The 20,508-nt window shown below is 59.1% G+C and carries 19 protein-coding genes; all 19 read left to right on the forward strand.

Features of this window, described 5'->3' with window-relative positions; genetic code table 11:
- Positions 1–10 precede the first annotated feature (10 nt).
- Complete coding sequence (tssB, locus tag ACUW6V_RS19075; protein ID WP_007853510.1) at positions 11–535, forward strand: type VI secretion system contractile sheath small subunit; 525 nt, start codon at positions 11–13, stop codon at positions 533–535.
- A gap of 3 nt (positions 536–538) precedes the next feature.
- On the forward strand, positions 539–2,038 hold the full coding sequence (tssC, locus tag ACUW6V_RS19080) for a type VI secretion system contractile sheath large subunit (protein ID WP_004385964.1): 1,500 nt from the start codon (positions 539–541) through the stop codon (positions 2,036–2,038).
- A gap of 342 nt (positions 2,039–2,380) precedes the next feature.
- Positions 2,381–2,785: a Rap1a/Tai family immunity protein gene (locus ACUW6V_RS19085; protein ID WP_234007623.1), complete on the forward strand. Its 405-nt coding sequence runs from the start codon at positions 2,381–2,383 to the stop codon at positions 2,783–2,785.
- A complete protein-coding gene (locus tag ACUW6V_RS19090; protein WP_007853515.1) occupies positions 2,782–3,276 on the forward strand; it encodes a T6SS effector amidase Tae4 family protein in 495 nt (164 codons plus the stop codon). Before ACUW6V_RS19085 ends, ACUW6V_RS19090 begins: the two co-directional genes overlap by 4 nt.
- 257 nt (positions 3,277–3,533) lie before the next feature.
- Positions 3,534–4,016: an Hcp family type VI secretion system effector gene (locus ACUW6V_RS19095; protein ID WP_004386969.1), complete on the forward strand. Its 483-nt coding sequence runs from the start codon at positions 3,534–3,536 to the stop codon at positions 4,014–4,016.
- Positions 4,017–4,147: 131 nt separating this feature from the next.
- Positions 4,148–4,528 carry a T6SS amidase immunity protein Tai4 family protein gene (locus ACUW6V_RS19100; RefSeq protein WP_454038775.1) on the forward strand — a complete coding sequence of 127 codons (381 nt, stop codon included), beginning with the start codon at positions 4,148–4,150 and terminating at the stop codon, positions 4,526–4,528.
- Positions 4,529–4,812: 284 nt separating this feature from the next.
- Positions 4,813–6,744 (forward strand): type VI secretion system-associated FHA domain protein TagH, encoded by a 1,932-nt coding sequence (gene tagH / locus ACUW6V_RS19105; protein ID WP_097570840.1) that lies wholly within the window; start codon positions 4,813–4,815, stop codon positions 6,742–6,744.
- The gene (locus ACUW6V_RS19110) at positions 6,741–7,535 is read left to right on the forward strand and encodes a PP2C family protein-serine/threonine phosphatase (protein ID WP_004386964.1); all 795 of its coding nucleotides are present in this window, start codon (positions 6,741–6,743) and stop codon (positions 7,533–7,535) included. The genes tagH and ACUW6V_RS19110 overlap by 4 nt, the downstream gene beginning before the upstream one ends.
- A gap of 18 nt (positions 7,536–7,553) precedes the next feature.
- Positions 7,554–8,558, forward strand: coding sequence for a hypothetical protein (locus tag ACUW6V_RS19115; RefSeq protein WP_014729905.1), 1,005 nt, complete (start codon positions 7,554–7,556; stop codon positions 8,556–8,558).
- 25 nt (positions 8,559–8,583) lie between these two features.
- Positions 8,584–9,417, forward strand: a complete 834-nt coding sequence (locus ACUW6V_RS19120) for a type VI secretion system accessory protein TagJ (protein ID WP_054624917.1) — start codon at positions 8,584–8,586, stop codon at positions 9,415–9,417.
- On the forward strand, positions 9,410–9,982 hold the full coding sequence (tssE, locus tag ACUW6V_RS19125) for a type VI secretion system baseplate subunit TssE (protein ID WP_004386961.1): 573 nt from the start codon (positions 9,410–9,412) through the stop codon (positions 9,980–9,982). The genes ACUW6V_RS19120 and tssE overlap by 8 nt, the downstream gene beginning before the upstream one ends.
- 2 nt (positions 9,983–9,984) lie before the next feature.
- The gene (tssF, locus tag ACUW6V_RS19130) at positions 9,985–11,856 is read left to right on the forward strand and encodes a type VI secretion system baseplate subunit TssF (RefSeq protein ID WP_004386960.1); all 1,872 of its coding nucleotides are present in this window, start codon (positions 9,985–9,987) and stop codon (positions 11,854–11,856) included.
- A complete protein-coding gene (tssG, locus tag ACUW6V_RS19135) occupies positions 11,853–12,896 on the forward strand; it encodes a type VI secretion system baseplate subunit TssG (RefSeq protein WP_007889019.1) in 1,044 nt (347 codons plus the stop codon). The genes tssF and tssG overlap by 4 nt, the downstream gene beginning before the upstream one ends.
- Positions 12,897–12,970: 74 nt before the next feature.
- The gene (locus ACUW6V_RS19140; RefSeq protein ID WP_110810074.1) at positions 12,971–13,288 is read left to right on the forward strand and encodes a hypothetical protein; all 318 of its coding nucleotides are present in this window, start codon (positions 12,971–12,973) and stop codon (positions 13,286–13,288) included.
- 46 nt (positions 13,289–13,334) lie between these two features.
- Entirely contained in the window at positions 13,335–15,950 is a 2,616-nt protein-coding gene (gene tssH, locus ACUW6V_RS19145; protein ID WP_032981931.1) for a type VI secretion system ATPase TssH, read from the forward strand.
- A 30-nt stretch (positions 15,951–15,980) separates the two neighbouring features.
- Positions 15,981–17,414, forward strand: a complete 1,434-nt coding sequence (locus ACUW6V_RS19150) for a serine/threonine protein kinase (protein ID WP_076728083.1) — start codon at positions 15,981–15,983, stop codon at positions 17,412–17,414.
- Between the two features lie 124 nt (positions 17,415–17,538).
- The gene (locus tag ACUW6V_RS19155; protein WP_014729900.1) at positions 17,539–18,969 is read left to right on the forward strand and encodes a hypothetical protein; all 1,431 of its coding nucleotides are present in this window, start codon (positions 17,539–17,541) and stop codon (positions 18,967–18,969) included.
- Entirely contained in the window at positions 18,966–19,727 is a 762-nt protein-coding gene (locus ACUW6V_RS19160; RefSeq protein WP_007889010.1) for an ankyrin repeat domain-containing protein, read from the forward strand. Before ACUW6V_RS19155 ends, ACUW6V_RS19160 begins: the two co-directional genes overlap by 4 nt.
- Before the next feature lie 140 nt (positions 19,728–19,867).
- A partial coding sequence (locus ACUW6V_RS19165) for a type VI secretion system Vgr family protein (RefSeq protein WP_454038776.1) occupies positions 19,868–20,508 on the forward strand: 641 nt, incomplete at its 3' end.

Here is a 20,508-nt window from a genome sequence, read left to right on the forward strand (position 1 = left end):
GGAGAACATCATGCCAATGAGTAACAGTGGGCAGAAATTTATCGCCCGTAACCGCGCGCCGCGCGTGCAGATCGAGTACGACGTGGAAATCTACGGTGCGGAACGCAAAATTCAGCTTCCGTTTGTAATGGGCGTGTTTGCCGACCTGGTCGGGAAGCCGGTCGATCCGCAGCCTGCGGTGGACGAACGTAAATTCCTTGAAATTGATATCGACAACTTCGACGAGCGTATGAAAGCGCTCAAGCCGCGCGTGGCGTTCCAGGTGGACAACACCCTGACCGGCGAAGGCAAACTGAACATCGATCTCACTTTCGACAGCATGGACGACTTCCTGCCGGACGCCGTCGCGCGTAAGGTCGAGCCGCTGAACAAGCTGCTGGAAGCCCGTACTCAGCTCTCTAACCTGCTGACCTACATGGACGGTAAAAACGGCGCCGAAGAGCTTATCGCGAAAGTGCTTCAGGACCCGACGCTGCTCAAATCGCTGAGCCAGATGCCGAAAGATGACGATGGCACCAAAGGTAACGAGGAGTAATCGATGAGCAATCCTTCTCAACAGCAAGAGCTGCAATCGCAGCAGGCGTTCAGCCAGGATGAATTCAGCGCGCTGCTCAGCAAAGAGTTTCGCCCGAAAACCGATCAGGCCCGTTCGGCCGTCGAAAACGCGGTAAAAACCCTGGCCCAGCAGGCGCTGGAAAACACCGTGACCTTCTCGAACGACACCTACCGCACCATTCAGAACCTGATTGCCGGTATCGACGAGAAACTGTCTCAGCAGGTTAACCAGATTATTCACCACGAGGAGTTCCAGAAGCTGGAAAGCGCCTGGCGTGGCCTGAACTATCTGGTCAACAACACGGAAACCGACGAGATGCTGAAAATCCGCTTTATGAGCATCTCCAAGCAGGAGCTGGGCCGCACCCTGAAACGCTTTAAGGGCGTGGGCTGGGACCAGAGCCCTATCTTCAAAAAAATCTACGAAGAAGAGTATGGCCAGTTCGGCGGCGAGCCGTTTGGCTGCCTGGTGGGCGACTACTACTTCGACCACAGCCCGCAGGATGTTGAACTGCTGAGCGAAATGGCGCGCATTGGCGCGGCGGCGCACTGCCCGTTCATCACCGGCACCGCGCCAAGCGTGATGCAGATGGAATCCTGGCAGGAGCTGGCGAACCCGCGCGACCTGACCAAAATCTTCCAGAACACCGAGTACGCTGCCTGGCGCAGCCTGCGCGAATCGGAAGATGCGCGCTATCTGGGTCTCGTCATGCCGCGCTTCCTGTCGCGTCTGCCTTACGGCATCCGCACCAACCCGGTGGACAGCTTCGACTTCGAAGAAGAGACCGACGGCGCGAACCACAGCAACTACAACTGGGCCAACGCGGCCTACGCGATGGCGGCCAACATCAACCGTTCCTTTAAAGAGTACGGCTGGTGCACCTCCATTCGCGGCGTGGAATCGGGCGGCGCGGTAGAAAACCTGCCGTGTCACACCTTCCCGAGCGACGACGGCGGCGTGGATATGAAATGCCCGACCGAAATCGCCATCAGCGACCGTCGCGAAGCGGAACTGGCGAAAAACGGCTTTATGCCGCTGATTCACCGCAAAAACTCCGACTTCGCCGCCTTTATCGGCGCGCAGTCGCTGCAAAAACCGGCGGAATACCACGACCCGGACGCCACCGCGAACGCCCGTCTGGCAGCCCGCCTGCCATACCTGTTCGCCTGCTGCCGTTTCGCGCACTACCTCAAGTGCATCGTTCGCGACAAGATCGGTTCTTTCCGCGAGCGCGATGAAATGGAACGCTGGCTGAACGACTGGGTGATGAACTACGTGGACGGCGACCCGGCGAACTCCTCTCAGGAAACCAAATCCCGTAAGCCGCTGGCGGCAGCCGAGGTGCAGGTTCAGGAGATCGAGGACAACCCGGGCTACTACGCCGCCAAGTTCTTCCTGCGTCCGCACTACCAGCTGGAAGGCCTGACCGTTTCTCTGCGTCTGGTCTCCAAACTGCCGTCGCTGAAGAGCAACGAGGCGTAATAAATAATAGCCGGGCCACTGGCCCGGCACTCTTTTTTTGCGAAAAAGAGGCGTCAAGATCTGTCAAGACAATTGATGACGAAAATATTTACCCGTTATTTTTATTGTCTTTTTTGATTTGCTCAGGTTGTATTTACTGCACTCGCCTGTTATTTGTCTATTTTAATTAGAATGCCAAAAACGGTTCCTGGTGAAAACTACGCATAATTCCTTGCTACCGGGTCTATTAAACTCGACATCTTTATCAATGTCGTTGTGTAAAAATTAGAGGCGCGCAGTTAAAAAGCGATTTGTCATGACATCTGTTTTGATAGAATAATCTAATCCGGAGCAAGAGAAACAATGAAGTTACTTACCCGACCTACTTTGTTAATTGCTGGTCTTCTTATTGCCACTCCCCTTTGGGCTGCTAGTAGTCAGGACGATTCATCGAATCTTCTACGTGATCCTAATAAACTCTCTCGCAATGATGCGCGAATGAGTGGCGAAAAGTTTATCTCTGCGTGGCTGACAAAAGATAACGAACAGGAGCAGCTTAAAGCTAATATGTATCTTTTGGGCGTCATGGATGCCACAGAAGGGAAGGCATGGTGTAGCTATGACGTTGCATTGCCCGGCTCCTTACGAGAGAGTATTTACAGCTATTTCAAAAAATTGCCACAGGAACGTAAGAGAGAGGCCGCATCGAAGTTAATCATCGAGGCGCTGGTACAGGATTTACCATGTAAAAAAGGAAAGCAATCATGAAGCCACTTTATGCTCAGTTAAAAATGAAGCATTATTCTGCTAACGAAGAGCGTCCCGGTTACGTTTCGCGTGACGATCTTTTTAACGAAATAGGCTACGATGCTGCTGTACTTATTAAATCTAACCCCGGCTATATGAATACCTGTGCGGTTCGTATGAGTCTTGCTCTGATAAAATGCAATGTCAATTTTGAAGGGCGACTAACTATTATCAATGGTCCTTATAAAGGCAAAAAAATAGAGCCGGGTGCAAAGTTACTAGCCGACCAGCTCTATAAGGCTAATGTGTTTGGCAAAGCAGAAATTTACACCGACATTCGTCTGGCAGGTGAAAAGTTACGAAACCGTAAAGGTGTTGTTTTCTTTAACCGAATCACCAATTACAACGGTGGACACATCGACTTACTGGAGCCTGTAGGTAATAACATGATTCAGTGTAATTCTGAATGTTATACCGACTGCAAAGAAATATGGTTTTGGGAGTTAAAGTAATTCCGCCTGAGACCGGGTAATAATCTTTTAAATATCATTTGACGCGTAACAGCTGCGTTATATCAGCACTAATAAATCACCTATTTTAGCGGCTCGCGTTGGGCGGGCTGCTGAGATCGCCTGACGGAATAAACATACTGTCAGGCTGAGAGGCAGAGGTAAAATATGGATGGTTTTATTCAGCCCCATGCTTTCCTGTTTGCCATATTAAGCGCTTTTTCGAAAGCAATAATCGTCATTAACGAAGAGTAAATATTATGGCTATTGATATGTTCCTGAAAGTAGACGGTGTAACCGGCGAATCTAAAGATTCCAACCACACCGGCTGGACCGACATCACCTCTTTTTCCTGGGGCGCATCCCAGCCGGGTAATATGAGCGTGGGCGGCGGCGGCGGTGCCGGTAAAGTGAATTTCAACGATCTGCACGTTAACGCGCTGATCGACAAATCCACCACCGCTATCCTGAAGCACTGCTCCAGCGGTAAGCACCTGACCAAAGTTGAGCTGTCTGTCTGCAAAGCGGGCGGCCAGCAGGTGGAATACACCCGTATCACGCTGGAAGACGTGCTGGTGACTTCCGTTCAGTACACCGGTGCTGACAACGGCGACACCGTTGGCGTTACTTATGCATTCCAGGCTGCGAAAGTGAAACAGCAGTACTGGGAGCAGACTGCGACCGGCGGTAAAGGCGCAGAAACCAGCGCTGGCTGGAACATCAAAGAAAACAAAGAAGCGTAATCGTAGTGAGCCCGCAAGGGCTCACTTTACCCTTTCAGGGATCAGGGATGGTGAAGCAGTTCTGCGTGGCATTTATTTTTACAGGGTTGTTCGCGTCGCAGGCGTTAGCGCGCACTGCCAGAAAATTCATCATGTTAAAAGCACGTATCGCCGCTTTTACAGTTTTGACGGTTTTTTTCCACGCTGCGCTGGCGCAGCCGCTGGCATCCATCAGCGAATTTACGCAGCCGCAGATTTTTAGTGAGTGGGTACAGAACCGCTGCATGAGCCACATTGCCGACAGCGTCGCGCTGAAAGAGGACGCCAACGCCAGCGCCGCCGCCTGGCTGGAGGCGAGCGAATTGCCGGTCGAGGCATTTAATGAAGCGGATACGATTATTACGCAGGCGCTGAAAACGCCTGTGGGCGGCACAGCGAAAAGCGATTACCGGGTGCTGAAATGTTCGTTGATTGCGCATAGCCCGGAAATTATGGCGCTGTACCAGAAATCCGCAGCACAGAGATCGCGGTGAGTTAAGGCGGGTGCGCTTCGCTTACCCGCCCTACGTTTCAGCCTTTGCGGCAAAAGATAATACATGTTCCACAGCCAGGCGCGACAGCGACTATGTTTATGCGCAGCGATGATGTTAATGGCGTTGATATTAGAATAACCCCGTCCGGTTGTGAGGCGCGAGGCTTAACGACAGGCAGTCACGGGCAGCGCACAGGCGCGGCTCTGTTCCTTAGCACGCAAACGTCGGGCGTCTGATAAGACCCGCGACGTTTGAGCGCTAATAACCCCAGGCAGGAATACGCTATGCGATTCACGATTACTACCAACAAGCCCGGCCACCAGCCTCCTCAGAGCAGCTGTGACTTCTACCCGCCGGGCGGCACGATTGGCCGTGGTACGGATAACAATCTGGTACTGCCGGATAACGAAAGAACGATTTCCCGCCTGCAGGCGATTGTCCATATCTCCGCGGACGGCGAGTGCCGCATCACTAACCGCGGCAACGTCACCCGCGTGGTGCTGAACGATATACCGCTGGAGCGCGGCCGCCAGGTGGAGTTACAGGACGGCGACGTGCTCGGCATTGACGATTACCGCATTCAGGTGAGCGATCTGGCGCTGAACGCGCAGCCGGTTATCGCGATGGCCGCGCCGAAACCGAACGTTGCGCCGCAGCAGCCTCAGGCACCGCAGCCTGCGAAACCGCAGCAGCCGCCGAAAGCCGACGCGCAGGACAACGCGCCAACGGCGGTGCCGACCGAAATCTGGGACAGCCTGATGCAGGAGTTCTCTATCTCCGACAGCATCAGCCAGGGTCAGAGCCAGAGCGCGCGTCCGAAAACACCGGAAGCGCAGCCGTTTAACCCGTTCAACGCCCCGAAAGAGGCGGATCGCAACCCGGAAGATCCGCTGGCGCACTTCCAGAGCGGCGGCAACGAGCCGCTGTTCGGCAATGAAAGGGTCAACCCGGACAGCCTGTTCAAAGATGACACGCCGTTCGATAAAGACAGCATTTTCAACGATGTGACGCCGACCACGCTGGTGCCACCGTCTGATAACCGTCAGGCCGCAAAACCGCAGGCACCGCATAAAGAGAATGAAGAAGAGCTCGATCCGCTGGCGCTGTTTGGCGGCGTGGGCTCCACGCCTGCGCAGAGCCGCAGCGACGATCCGCTTGGCCTGATGATGGGGGGCGCTGTACCGCTGACGCCGCCGGATGAGCTTAACGCAGGCGCTGCGCCATTAACGCCGCCGCCCGCCGCGAAGCAGGACGCCGAGCCGGTTAAGCCACCGGTTTCACCCGAAAAACCGCAGCCCGAAAAACCGCAGCCGGAGATGACGACCTCGCCGCTCGCGCCAAATGCGGACGACTCAATCGATCTGGCGTCGCTCGCCGGTTCGCCGCTGTTCCCGGAAGAAGTGCCGGAAGAGCCGGTGACGCGCGTGGAAGTCCAGCCGACACCGCCGGAAGTGCAGGATTACGCCGGTATCACGCTGCCGACGCCGCAGGCGGTGGCGCGCAGCACCGCGCAGACGCCAAAAGGCCGCCTGCGCATCGACCCGGTGCAGTCGCCAACCAGCCAGGGCGGCACGCCGACGGCGTCTAACGGCGACGTGCTGAACGGCGAGCTGCTGGAAGCATTGCTGGAAGGTATGGGTCTTGGCGAGCTGCAACCGACGCCGCAGTTTGACCGCGACAATATGCGCCAGCTCGGCCAGATGCTCAGCATGTTCTCGCAGGGCACCGTGGCGCTGCTCTCCTCGCGCTCCATTCTCAAGCGCGGCGTCAAAGCCGACATGACGATGGTGCTGGACGACGCCAACAACCCGTTCAAGCTGCTGCCGTCGGGCAAAACGGTACTGATGCAAATGTTCGGCACCCGTATGCCGGGCTTTATGCCGCCGAAAAAATCGGTCCGCGACGCGCTTATCGATCTCCAGGCGCACCAGCTTGGGATGATCGCCGGTATCCGCGCCATCATCGCCGCCATGCTGCAATCCTTTAACCCGGAGCAGCTTGAAGAAGAGGCGAAACGCGACGGCGCTATCTCGCGTCTGGCGCTGCCGGCGAGCCGCAAAGCCGCGCTGTGGGATTACTTTGTGCGTCATTACAGCGATACCGCGGGCGAGATCGAGGACGATTTCCATACTCTGTTCGGCGAAGCCTTCCTGCACGCTTATGACATGGAAGTGAATCAGTACAAAGACTCACAAAGCGGATCGGAAGAAGAATGAATATCAGCACGGCCTCACTCTCCAGACAGGGCGAGCGCGCCAGCAACCAGGATCAGACCGGAGAGACCATCGGCGAACGCTCCGCCTGCTTCGTGGTGTGCGACGGGATCGCCGGCCTGCCGGGTGGCGACGTCGCCGCGGCGCTCGCGCGCAATGCCATTCTTTCGCGCTTTGACGGGGAAAAGCATCTCAACGCGCAATACATCCGCGAGTATGTGAATCAGGCGAACCACGCTATCCGCGCCGAGCAAAAAGCGGTGCAGGATTATCACCGCATGGGCACGACGCTGGTGAGCCTGTTCATTGACCGCGATTATCACCTGGCGTACTGGGCGCACGCGGGCGACAGCCGCCTGTATCTCTTTCGCCGCGGCTGGCTCTATCACGTGACGACCGATCACAGCCTGGTGCAGCAGATGAAAGACGCCGGGCATCAGACCGACGGCGTGAACAGCAACCTGCTCTATTTCGCGCTCGGCATGGGCGATGAAGGGCGCGAGGCGAGCTACAGTGATGTCGTACCGATTGAAGACGGCGACGCGTTTTTGCTCTGCACCGACGGCTTCTGGCACGGCGTAAGCGAAGAGCAGATGAAAAAATCCCTTCATATGGTGAATACCCCAGATGAATGGCTCACTCTGATGAATCAAATACTGTTGAAAAATGGTGAGCAGGGGCATGATAAGCAGGATAATTACAGCGCCGTAGCGGTCTGGGTGGGATCGCCCCAGGATACGACGCTGCTGCATACGCTCTCTGACGCGGCGCAGTTTTTCCCCCTTCGAGATTAAAGGCTAACAAGGACTTTTATGAAACTTTGGCTTCCGGGTCTGGCTCTGCTTGCGGCGTCATCCAGCGTCTGGGCAGATAATTACCGTATCGTTCAGTCAAATACCCTGAAACTGGATGTCTGGGTAGACAACATTAAAGACAACACGCCGCAAAGCTGGTGCGGCCCTGAGCTGCCGCTGCGCATCGTCTCCAGCGGCGACAAAACGCCGAAGGTGCTGGATAACTTTATGCCGCGTCTCGGCTCGCTGCTGGAAAGCCAGTGTAGCAAGCTGAAAACCGTGCGCTGGCAGTTGAACGACGCTCAGGGCAAAGCGCTGGCGAACGGCACCGCCACCAAAAGCGGCGACTGGAACCCGGTGGTGACGCCTGCCGCCGCGCCGGAGCAGGCCCCGGCCGACACGACCGCCGCCGCGACGCAGACCACCGTCGATACGCTGCCGCAAGGCCGCCCGGAAGATCTCTCGCCGCCTGCCGACCGCACGCCGTGGCTCGAATTTAACCTTCAGGATGGTTGCCACCTGCGCACCTTCTGGAAAGGCGGCGCAGACGCTAAAGCGCTGTTTATTCCCGCGAAAGACGACGGTATCTGTGAAAAAGGCGGCTGGCTCAATGGCCGCAGCGAAGTGATTCAGAAGGGCGCGACCGGCGATCAGAAAATCGCAGTGACCTTTGTCCACGGCTTCCCGATTGTCGGTATTAACGCGGGCGTTGACGCCGATCGTCTGCTTATTACCAGCGTCAACAACGAGCGCATGGTGGTCAGCGATGGCCGCTCCGCCCAGAGCTGGATGATCCTGCCGTATAACCGCGAGCAGAACGTCTGGCAGGCGCAGGGTACGGTAGCGGTTGAAATCTCCCGCGAGCAGGCCAGCGACGAAGCGCGTCTGCGCGCGCGCTTAGAGGAAGTCCGCAAAGTCTGGTCCAGCTATGTCGCGCCGGGCACGACGCTCAATATTCTGTTGGTCGAAGCGCTGCATCCACAGCTGCGCGACCCCGCGGCGGGCGCTTACCGCGCGCTGTAATGACCGTTAAACGCCAGGAGCCGTTATGAACACGCTGTATCAACAACTGGCTGGCGCGAGCGTCAGCGACGCGCTGAGCCGTCTTGAGGCCGATATCAAAGCCCAGCCGGGCAACGCCGATCGCCGCGCCGCGTTTGTGCAGTTTCTCTGCCTGAACGCCAACTGGACCCGCGCGCTCACCCAGCTGAAAAGCTGGGCCGCGCTGGCACCGCAGGCGCAGCCGACCGTGACGCTGCTGCAACAGGCCATCGAAGGCGAGCAGCAGCGCGCCGAAGTGCTGGCAGGCCGCGCGCGTCCGCGTATGCCGGGCGAACAGTGGCCGTGGCTGGATCTGCTGCTGAAAGCGCTGACAGAAACCGACCCGGCGCGCGCCAGCGAGCTTCGCAGCGAGGCGCTGGAACAGGCCGAGGCCAATCCGGGCGAGCTGACGCTGGCGGTGGGCGACGCGCCCGGCGAGCCGGTGCGTTTTGACTGGCTGATGGACGGCGACGCGCGTCTGGGGCCGGTGTGCGAGCTTATCGTTAACGGCAACTACTTCTGGGTGCCGTTCAGCGCTATCGCGTCGATTCGTTTCCAGGCTCCGGCGAGCGTCACCGATCTGGTGTGGCGTCACGCGATGGTGCAACTGGTGGACGGCACCGAACAGGTCTGCCAGATCCCGGCGCGCTACCCGCTGGAAACCGGCGCGGAAGACCGCTTCCTGCTGGCGCGCACCACCGAGTGGCAGCCGCTGGACGCGGAAGGCATTCACTATCTCGGCGCGGGTCAGAAAGTCTGGCTGAGCGGCGAACAGGAGTTCGCGCTGCTGACGCTGGATATGCTCGCTTTCGGGCTGCCGGACGACGCATCGCATGAATAAACCGTATCAGGATGACGACAGCGGCGATCTGCTGCGCCACGGCTATCGTTCGCGCCGCAACGCCACGACGGTCAGCGCGCGCGACAAAATGCAGCCGTCGCTGCTGGACCGTCTGACCGATAACGCGCCGGACAAACGTCAGGAGCCGGCGAACAGCAATCTCGTCTCGCACAGCGCGCTGCGCCGCCAGGTGCTGCGCGATTTGCAGTGGCTGTTCAACACCATTAACAACGAAGCGCAGCAGGATCTGAGCCGGGTGGACCACGTGCGCCGCTCGGTCTTTAACTTCGGCGTGGCGCCGCTCGCAGGCAAGCGGATGTCGGAGATTGAGTGGGGCGACATCCAGCAGCGGCTCACCGAGGCGATTTTGCACTTCGAGCCGCGCATTCTGCCGCAGGGGTTGCAGGTGCGCTGCGTCTGCGACACCAAATCGCTCGACCTGCACAACGTATTATCGATTGAGATTAAAGGCCGCCTGTGGTGTGTGCCCTGGCCGCTTGAGTTTCTGTTCCGCACCGATGTGGATCTGGAAAACGGCCATTTTGAGCTTAAAGACGCGGGGTAAACATGGACAGTAAACTGCTCGAATATTACAACCGAGAGCTGGCGTATCTGCGCGAAATGGGCGCGGAGTTCGCCGAACGCTACCCGAAAGTGGCGGGCAGGCTCGGTATGCGCGGGATTGAAGTCGCTGACCCGTACATCGAGCGCCTGATGGAAGGCTTCGCCTTTCTCACCTCCCGCGTACAGCTCAAAATGGACGCCGAGTTTCCGCGCTTCTCCCAGCGCCTGCTGGAGATGCTCGCGCCGAATTATCTGGCGCCCACGCCGTCAATGGCGATAGCCGAACTGCACCCGGACAGCGCCAAAGGGGATCTGAGCAACGGGTTTGTGGTGCCGCGCGGCACGATGATGGACAGCCAGCTTCTGAAAAAGAACGGCGTCACCTGTAGCTACGCCACCGCCCATGACGTGCGCCTGCTGCCGCTGCATATCAGCCAGGTGGAGTTAGGCGGCGTGCCGGCCGATGCGCCGTTAAGCCAGCTCGGTTTAAGCCAGCGCGGCGCGGTCAGCGCCCTGCGCGTGCGCATCGCGTGCGACGGCCCGGTGCTGCTCAACCATCTCGATTTCGACCGCCTCGATTTCTTCCTGAGCGGGCCGGATATCCAGGCGCTGCAACTGCTGGAATTGCTGATGGAGCACCGCGTCGGCATTTTCTGCCAGACCGTTGGCCCGAAACCATCTCGCGTGGTGCTCGCCGACGACGCGCTGCGTCAGGAAGGCTTTGAGGCTGACCAGGCGCTGCTGCCGGACGATCTGCGCAATTTCGACGGCTACCGCCTGTTACAGGAATATTTCGCGTTCCCGGCGCGCTTCCAGTTCTTGAGCCTGCGCGGCATCGGCAAGCTGCTGGCGCAGAGCGGGCAGGCGAACGCGTTCGATATCATTATTCTGCTGGATAAAACCGACACGCCGCTGGAGCGCGTGGTGGATAAGAGCCATCTCGCGATGCACTGCACGCCGGTCATCAATTTGTTCCCGAAAATCGCCGAGCGCCAGAAGCTCACCGAGGGCTTAAGCGAATATCACCTGGTGGTGGATAACATTCGCCCGCTCGATTACGAGATTTTCTCGGTCAGTAAAATTTACGCCAGCGAAGATGGCCAGCGCGACGACCAGATTTTCCGTCCGTTCTGGAGCACCTGGAGCCGCGACGGCGGCAACTACGGCGCGTATTTCTCGCTGCGCCGCGAACAGCGCGCGCTCTCGGAACACGCGCTGCGCTACGGCACGCGTACCGGCTATGTCGGCTCCGAGGCGTTTGTATCGCTGGTGGACGCAAGCCACGCGCCGTGGCGCGATGAACTGCGCTATATCACCGCTGAAGTGATGTGCACCAGCCGCGATCTGCCGCTGATGCTGGCGCAGGATATGGGCCAGTTTGTGCTGCCGGATTCCATGCCGGTGCGCGCGCTCACCATGCGTAAAGGGCCGACGCCGCCGCGCCCGGCGCTGGCCGAAGGCTTCAGCACCTGGCGGCTTATCAGCCAGCTGCAAATGAACTACTTAAGCCTGATGGACGCCGAAGATGGCGAGGGCGCGGCGGCGCTGCGCCAGTTGCTCGGCCTCTACGCGCGCCTGGCGGAAGCGCCGGTGGCGCGCCAGATTGACGGCATTCGTCACTGCGTGCTGGAGCCGGTGCACCGCCGCGTGCCGGAGCCCGGCCCGATTGTGTTCGCCCGCGGCGTCGGAATTTCGATGACCGTCGACGAACAGGCGTTTTCCGGCTCCAGCCCGTGGCTGCTTGGCAGCGTGCTGGAGCGCGTCTTCGCACGCCTGGTCTCCATGAACAGCTTCACCGAGTTCACGCTCAAGAGCCAGCAGCGCGGCGAAGTGGGCTACTGGGGGCCGCGAATGGGTAAAAGGGCGCTGATATGAGTGAGACGCAGCCACAACCCGCGCCGGTAAAAAGCGCCTCCCGGCTGCCGGAGAATTACTGGCAACAGATGATGGCCGCGCCGTGGCGCTACGATCTGTTCCAGATGCTGCGCCGTCTCGACGCGCAGGGCGGCGAACGCTACCGTTTAGGCCGCGCGCCGCTGCCGCGCTTTGAGCCGCTGCGCATCGGCCAGCAGCCGTCGATGGCCTTCGCGCCGTCAACGCTCGCCGCGGTGAAACCGCGCGACAACACGCCGCTGTACGATGTGTCGATTTTAAGCTTCGGCCTGTTTGGCCCGAACGGCCCGCTGCCGATGCACCTGACCGAATATGCGCGCGAGCGTCTGTATCATCATCAGGACGACAGCCTGAGCGCGTTCGCGGATCTGTTTCATCACCGCCTGACGCTGCTGTTCTACCGCGCCTGGGCCGACGCCCAGCCGACCGCGTCGCTCGACCGTACTGACGGGCCGCGCATTGAAAAATATCTCGCCTCGCTTATCGGCATGGGCCAGCCGGGGCAGATGGAAAAGGGCAGCCTCAGCCACCACGCGCGCTATTCGCTGGTCGGCCATCTGACGCGCAACGGGCGCGACGCCGAAGGGCTTGAAAAAATTCTGCGCCACTATTTCCACGTGCCGGTGACGATTGTGCAGAACATCCCGCAGTGGATGCCGTTAACCGAGCGTGAGCAAGCGCGTCTCGGCGCGGGCCGCCGGATGCCGCGTCTCGGCGAGGCGGCGTTCCTCGGCGTGGCGGTGCGCGACGTGCAGCATAAATTTCGCATTGAACTCGGCCCGCTGGATGAAGAGACCTACCAGCGTTTTCTGCCCGGCGAGCCGTGGGTCGAGGAGCTGCGCGACTGGGTGCGTCAGTATATGGGCATCGAGTATGAGTGGGAGGTGCGCGTTATCCTGCGCGCCGACGCGGTAAAAGGCGTCACGCCTGGCGGCACGGGCCGCCTCGGCTACAGCGCCTGGCTTGGCAAGCAGCCCACCCCGCAACCGCGCGGCGATCTGGTTTTTCGCGCGGAAAGTTAACATGGCCCGCGCCGGTGGGCGCGGTGTCAGAGAGGGTATACGGAATATACCCGCCATCTCAGAAAGGAAAAATAATGCACAGCGACGTGATACTGACACAGCCCGGCACCTGGATTAACGGGGTTTATGTTTTCGTTTCGCTGCTGTTACTTGCAGGTTTTATCGTCATCAAAACCCGACGACCGTCGGGTCGCGCAGTCATAAAAGTGACGGCCTTTTTCTTTATTCTTGTTTGCTCACTTCTTCAGTTTTTTATTTTTCGTTATGGACTAACCGGGGTTTACGAACTGGCTGGCTATTACCCGCAAGACGCGCTCTGGGTGCGTTTAGCCGCGCTGGCGCTCTGTTGCGCTTACGCGTTCTGCCTGCCTTTACGTTATGCCCGCCAATAATATCGCTTGTTGCGTAAGATACGCGCCAACCTGAACGGAACCGATCATGTCAGAAATCAGCCGTGCCGTACTGTTCGGCAAACTGGATACGCTGTTGTTTACCTCGCTGGAAAGCGCCACCTCCTTCTGCAAGCTGCGCGGCAACCCGTATGTGGAGCTGGCGCACTGGCTGCATCAGCTGATGCAGCAGCAGGACGGGGATTTACAACATCTGATCCGCCATTTTTCACTGGATGAAGAGGCGCTGAGCCGGGATATCGTGGCGGCGCTGGATCGCCTGCCGCGCGGCGCAAGTTCCGTTTCCGATCTCTCGGAGCATATCGACAGCGCGGTGGAGCGCGCGTGGGTGTACGGCTCGCTGAAATTCGGCGTGACGCGCATTCGCGGCGGGCATCTGCTGATCGGCATTCTGAAAACTTTTAACCTGGCGAACGTGCTGAAAGGCATCTCCAGCCAGTTCAACCGCATCAGCGCCGACCTGCTGGTCGAGCAGTTCGACGCCATCTTCGCGGGCAGCAAAGAGGCCCAGCAGGCAGTCGCCGCCGCGCCGGACGCCGCCGGTAACGCGCCGGTGCAGCAGGGCACGCTCGCGCAGTACGGCCAGGATCTCACCGCGCGTGCGCGTGAAGGCAAAATCGACCCGGTGGTCGGGCGCGATGAAGAGATCCGCCAGATGGTGGATATTCTGATGCGTCGCCGTCAGAACAACCCGCTGCTGACCGGTGAAGCGGGCGTGGGTAAAACCGCGGTCGTGGAAGGCCTGGCGCACCGCATCGCCGCAGGCGATGTCCCGGAGCCGCTGCAAAACGTGCAGCTGTGGCTGCTCGATATCGGCATGTTGCAGGCCGGCGCGGGCATGAAAGGCGAATTTGAAGCGCGCTTGCAGGGGCTTATCAATGAAGTGCAGTCCAGCGCCACGCCGATTGTGCTGTTTATCGATGAGATCCACACGCTTATCGGCGCGGGCGGCCAGCAGGGCACCGGCGACGCCGCCAACCTGCTGAAACCGGCTCTGGCGCGCGGTCAGCTGCGCACCATCGGCGCGACCACCTGGGCGGAATATAAAAAATACATCGAGAAAGACCCTGCCCTGACGCGCCGCTTCCAGACCGTGCAGGTGCATGAGCCGGATGAAGAAAAAGCCGTGCTGATGCTGCGCAGCACCGTCTCGCCGCTGGAAAAACATCACCGCGTGCTGCTGCTGGACGAAGCGGTCAGCGCGGCGGTGAAACTGTCGCACCGCTACATTCCGGCGCGCCAGCTGCCGGATAAAGCCGTCGCGCTGCTGGATACCGCCTGCGCGCGCGTCGCCGTCAGCCAGAGCGCGCCGCCGCCGCAGTTAGAAGATTGCCTGCACCGCATCGCGGCGCTGGAAGTGGAAGCGGAAATCGCCGAGCGCGAAGCGCGCGTGGCGGTGGGTGACGGCGAGCGCGTGGCGCGTCTGAACGCGGAGCGTGAAGCGCTGGAAGCCGAACGCGACGCCCTGACCGCCCGCTGGGAAGAAGAGCGCGCGCTGGTGGATGCGATTATCGCCCTGCGCGCCGAGCTGCATATGGCCGACGAAGAAGCCCAGCCTGCGCTGCGCGAGACGCTGGCGGAGCGCCAGAAGGCGCTGGCCGCCGTTCAGGGCGACGCGCCGCTGCTGTTCGCTGCCGTGGACGCGAACGTCGTCGCGGCGGTGGTCTCCGACTGGACCGGCATCCCGCTGGGCCGCATGGTGAAAAATGAGATAGACGCGGTGCTGAAGCTTGCCGACACGCTAAACCAGCGCGTTATCGGCCAGCGTCATGGGCTTGAGCTTATCGCCAAACGCGTGCGCACCTCCCGCGCGCGCCTTGACGACCCGAACAAGCCGGTGGGCGTCTTTATGCTCTGCGGCCCGTCCGGCGTCGGTAAAACCGAAACCGCGCTGGCGCTCGCCGAATCGCTGTACGGCGGCGAGCAGAATGTTATCACCATCAACATGAGCGAGTTCCAGGAAGCGCATACAGTTTCCACGCTGAAAGGTGCGCCTCCGGGGTACGTGGGCTACGGCGAAGGCGGCGTGCTGACCGAAGCGGTGCGTCGTCGTCCTTACAGCGTCGTGCTGCTCGATGAGATTGAAAAAGCGCACCCGGACGTGCATGAGATTTTCTTCCAGGTGTTCGATAAAGGCTGGATGGAAGATGGTGAAGGGCGTCATATCGATTTCCGCAACACGATTATCATCCTGACGTCCAACGTCGGCACCGATCTTATCAGCGCCATGTGCGCCGACCCGGACCTGATGCCGGAGCCGGATGCGCTCAGTACGGCGCTGCGTCAGCCGCTTTTGCAGGTTTTTCCGCCTGCACTGCTGGGACGATTGCTGGTTGTGCCGTATTATCCGTTAAGCGACGCGATGCTGGCCGAAATTGTGAAATTGCAGCTTAAGCGGATCCAGCGTCGTCTTGAGGAAAATCACGGTATTATTTCCGAATTCGACGACAGCGTAATTACCCAGATTGTGGCGCGTTGCACCGAGGTGGAATCCGGCGGCCGTATGGTCGATGCGATCCTTACCAACACCCTGCTGCCGCAGATGAGCCAGATACTGCTCACCGCCAGCGCGCAGGACGAGAAATATCGCCGTCTGCGCGTGACGTTCGAGCAGGGCGAGTTTCAGTGTCAGTTTGCGGCGTAACGCCATCATCAAGCAGAGAGTTTTCCAAACATGACGGATTACGAAAACAACCGGACTGTACCCAACGCCCTGCCGATTGGTTACCGTTTCAATGAGTTTGAAATTAAGGAAGTGATTGGTGGTGGCGGTTTCGGCATTGTCTATCGCGCCTGGGATCATCAGCTTGAGCGTACCATTGCGATTAAAGAGTTTATGCCGTCCTCGCTGGCGGTGCGTAATGACGACATGCGCCTGGTGTTGCGCAGCGACCGCTTCAGCAAAGCGTTTACCGCGGGCCTGAACAGCTTTATCCAGGAGGCGCGTCTGCTGGCGCGCTTCAACCACCCGAACCTGCTGCACGTGCTGCGCTTCTGGGTGCAAAACGACACCGCCTACATGGGCACCGTGTTCTACAGCGGCACCACGCTGTCGCGCCTGAGCAAACAGCACCCGGAGATGATCAACGAGGCGTGGATCCGCCGCACGCTGCCGATGCTGTTCGGGGCCATCAAAACGATTCATGACGAAGGCTACCTGCACCGCGATATCTCGCTGGATAACATCCAGATCCAGGATAACGGCCTGCCGGTGCTGCTGGATTTCGGCTCCGCGCGCCGCAGTATCGGCAACGTCTCCGATGAGACGGAAACCATGCTGCGTCCGGGATTTGCGCCGATTGAACAATACACCGACGACAACGAAAGCGAGCAGGGCCCGTGGACCGATATCTACGCGCTCGGCGCGGTGCTGCATACGCTGATTATGGGCTCGCCGCCGCCGGTGAGCGTGGTGCGCAGCATCGCCGACAGCTACCGTCCGCTCGCCGAACTGCGCCCGGAAGGCTATTCGCTGCCGCTGTTACAGGCCATCGACCGCGCGCTGGCGCTGAAAATGGAAGACCGTCCGCAGTCGATTGATGAATTCGCCGCGCTGATTGAAATGCCCGTCGCCGGGCTCGATGACGTCATGAGCGTCAAAAAGCCGGGCACCATGCTGGTGCCGGTGGAGGAAGAAGAGGCCACGCCTGCCGCCGAGACCGGCTGGCGCCGCTACAAAATGCCGGGGCTGATTGCCGCAGGCGTGCTGGTGGGCTTGGTTGCCGGTGGGCTGCTGTTTGGCGGCAGCGGGGATAACCCCGCGCCGGAAACCGCCAGCAACGACAGCGCGCCGCGTGAACAAGCGCCTGCGCAGCCGCCGGTGCAGAACACCACGACCGCGCCGGCGACCACGACCACGCAGGACGCCGCGCCTGCGCAAAACGCGCCGGTACAGGGCGCGCTGGTGGCGCAGATCTACGTGCGCATGGGCGAGGGCGAGCAGCTGGCGCTTAACGGCAAAACGCAGACCGTGACGCCGGCTGAGAACGGCTTCGCCTCGCTGCAACTGCCGACCGGCGATTATGAGCTGACCATCAAAGGTCGCGGCCAGACCCGCAGTCAGACCATCAATGTCTCCCGTCCGGGTACCTGGCTTGTAAACCCGTAAGGATACCGGGAGGCGTTAGCGGCGGCGTATTACCCGCCGCCACCCCACGACGCCTCCCGTCCTGTCTCCGGCTTATACCTTCATAAAATGCCGGCAGGTGAATACCCGCTACAGGACAACACGTATGTACCACATCAAAATTGTCTCTATTTTCAAGGAATTCATCCCCCCTGCGCAGTTTGAGAGGATCATGCGTCCTGACATCGCCGCGCAGTGGATAATGTCTGTGCCGGATAACGCCGTGCGCTCGCTGTTTACGCGTTACGAGCTGTTTCAACCTTCTACCCGCGCGAATCCATATCAGTCCGGGCGTGACTTACGCAAGCTGATTGCCGATGAATTCTGGCATGGCAATCTGGTGGCGATTGATGAAAGCTCGCGGCCCTGGTCACCCACCACCGAGCTTTACTACATTAATGAAAAAGGCGAACTGGAGCCGACCCACGCGCCCCGGTCGCTGATGTTTCCGTTGGGTTACATCATCGTTCGCTACGGCTCGATGGTGCGTGTCTATCGGACGCTTCCGCCGCCGACCGTCAGACCAACCCAGGTGGTGAAATCGAAAGCCGCAGCCGGCCCTGAGCTGGCGACGCCGGGCAAAGATATGAAGCAGACCGCCGCGCAGCTTAAAGCGATGACCAAGGCGGAACGCTGGCAGGCGCGAAAAGATCTCATCAGCAAGGGCAACGCCAGTATCTACCCCGATGCGCAGATTGCCGCGAAGCGTCTTGCCGATAACAACATCGCCGTCGAAAAAGCCAAGCTTGCGGAGAATATCTATAAAACCACGAATCCGTTACAGGCGACGCCGGACGTGCCGGAGGGGTGGAAGGACATCAGTAATGATGTCGATGCTCTGAATAAATTTGGTCTGAAGAAAAATATGCTTTACGACAACGAAGAGGCACCTGATTTTCTGGCACGTGTCTATCAACCGGATACTGCCGTATTTGGTAATGACATGAACCCGACGTTAGTTTTCAGGGGGTCGAGAGCACCTGAATTCGTATCAATGTCCGAACCGATAAAAAATATCGCTGACTGGTCTAATAACGGCGCGCAGGGACTGGGAATGGAATCTGCCTATTACAGGAAGGCAGTCGATCTGGGGAACATACTGGCAAAATCCGGGCAGAATATTGATGTCGCCGGACACTCACTAGGGGGAGGCCTCGCCTCTGCGACCTCCATGGCGAGCGGTAAACCGGGCTGGACCTTCAACGCCGCCGGGCTGCATAGCAGCACCGTGGAAAAATATGGGGGCAGCATTCTGGGTAAAACCGATGATATCCAGGCCTACCGCGTTGAGGGCGAATTGCTGACGAAAGTGCAGGAAGTGAATGTCTGGGAAGATCTTAAGTCGATGGAAGGCCTCCCTGTGCCGACGCTTTTAAAAGAGGGCGTGTCGGCGTTCGCGCCAAATGCCGCAGGCATTCCACACGATTTGCCCGGTGGCACAGGAGGCGCGCTTGATCGCCACGGCATCGGGCAGGCGATTAACTGTATCGAGCAGCAAAAAGATGAGGATATTGCCATCATCGGGAGTCGCCTGTGAACAAACTCTTTTGGGGATGCCTCGCGCTGTGTTTTACCTTCATGATTCAGGGGTGTAAGCAAAATATGGATTTAAATCCGCAGGACTACTTTAGCGGCCAGCAACTGACGCTTGCTAAAGCTATCGAAGACGGCAAGGTTGAAGACGTCGAAAAACTCGCGTCGGAAACCGACCTGAATAAACCCGGCCAGCACGATATGACACTGTTGTTCTGGTCTATCATGAACGCCATCAACGATAAAAAAACGCCAGAACATTTGAAGGTTATTACCGTTCTCGTGAAGGCAGGAGCCGATCCGCTCCAGCCGCGCCCGGAGGGTAAAAGCAGCCCCGCCGAATATGTTTTGAAAGCCGACAGCGGCGACTGGATCAAGGCGATGCTCGACGGTGGCTTATCTCCGGACGCGAAAGATAAAACATTCCATGAGCCCATCATATTTCAGGCGATCAAAGCCAAAAATACTGACACGCTCAAAACCATGCTGGATGCGGGCGCGAATATCAACATCACTGATTCGCTCGGCAATACGCTGTTGATCGACGCGCTGGATTACGGGAAACACGACCATGTTCTGCTGTTGCTTGATCGCGGCGCCGACCCGGAAATCAAAGCCGACAATGGCTGGACGATGGGTAACCAACTGCAACGATTGTTGAATGGTGCTAAGGAAGGCAGCGAACATTATCAATCGCTGAACGAAATAAAAGAGAAGCTCATTGAGCACGGCGGAAAATGGCCGCCCGCCCCGGTTAAATAATTCCTGCACGACCTTACCCGCTGACGCGCCTGCATAATTCCTGATTATGCAGGCGATATCATTTCTGATGCCGCGGGTTTTCTCCCTTTCTGCTTTGCCGCTACGCACGCGATCGCATAAGACATTATGGAATGAAGACTATGCTCAACCGAATCACCGTTCAGCTCCCGGTCGAGGGGCTGCTTTTCTGGAAACTCTCCGGGCGCGAGGCGCTGTCGGAGCCGTTCATGTTCACCCTGACGCTGCTCGGCACCGACGCGCGCGCCGACCGCAGCGCGCTGCTGGGGCAGCCGGTGACGGTGACCATCCCGACCCAGGCGCTGATGACGCCGCGCTACCTCAACGGCAAGGTGACCCGTGTGGCAGTGAGCGCGGTGGAGCTTTCCGGCACCCGGTACGCGGCCTATGAGCTGACGGTGGAGCCGGACCTGTGGCCGATGCAGCGCGACCGCAACCTGCGTATCTTCCAGGGGCAGACGGTGCCGCAGATAGTGAAAACCCTGCTCGGCGAGAGCCGGGTGAATATGGAAGAGCGGCTCTCCGGCAGCTACCGCGTCTGGGAATACTGCGTGCAGTACCAGGAGAGCAGCCTCGATTTCATCAGCCGCCTGCTGGAGCTGGAGGGCATCGCCTACCACTTCCGCCACGAGCAGGACCGCCACACGCTGGTGCTGACGGACGCCCCCGGCCAGTACGAGCCGTTCCCCGGCTACGAGACCATTCCGTACCACGTCACGCCGTCCGGTGGCAGCACAGACGAAGAGGGCATCAGCCAGTGGGC

The sequence above is a fragment of the Cronobacter sp. 153480017-3 genome (genome assembly GCF_053627815.1).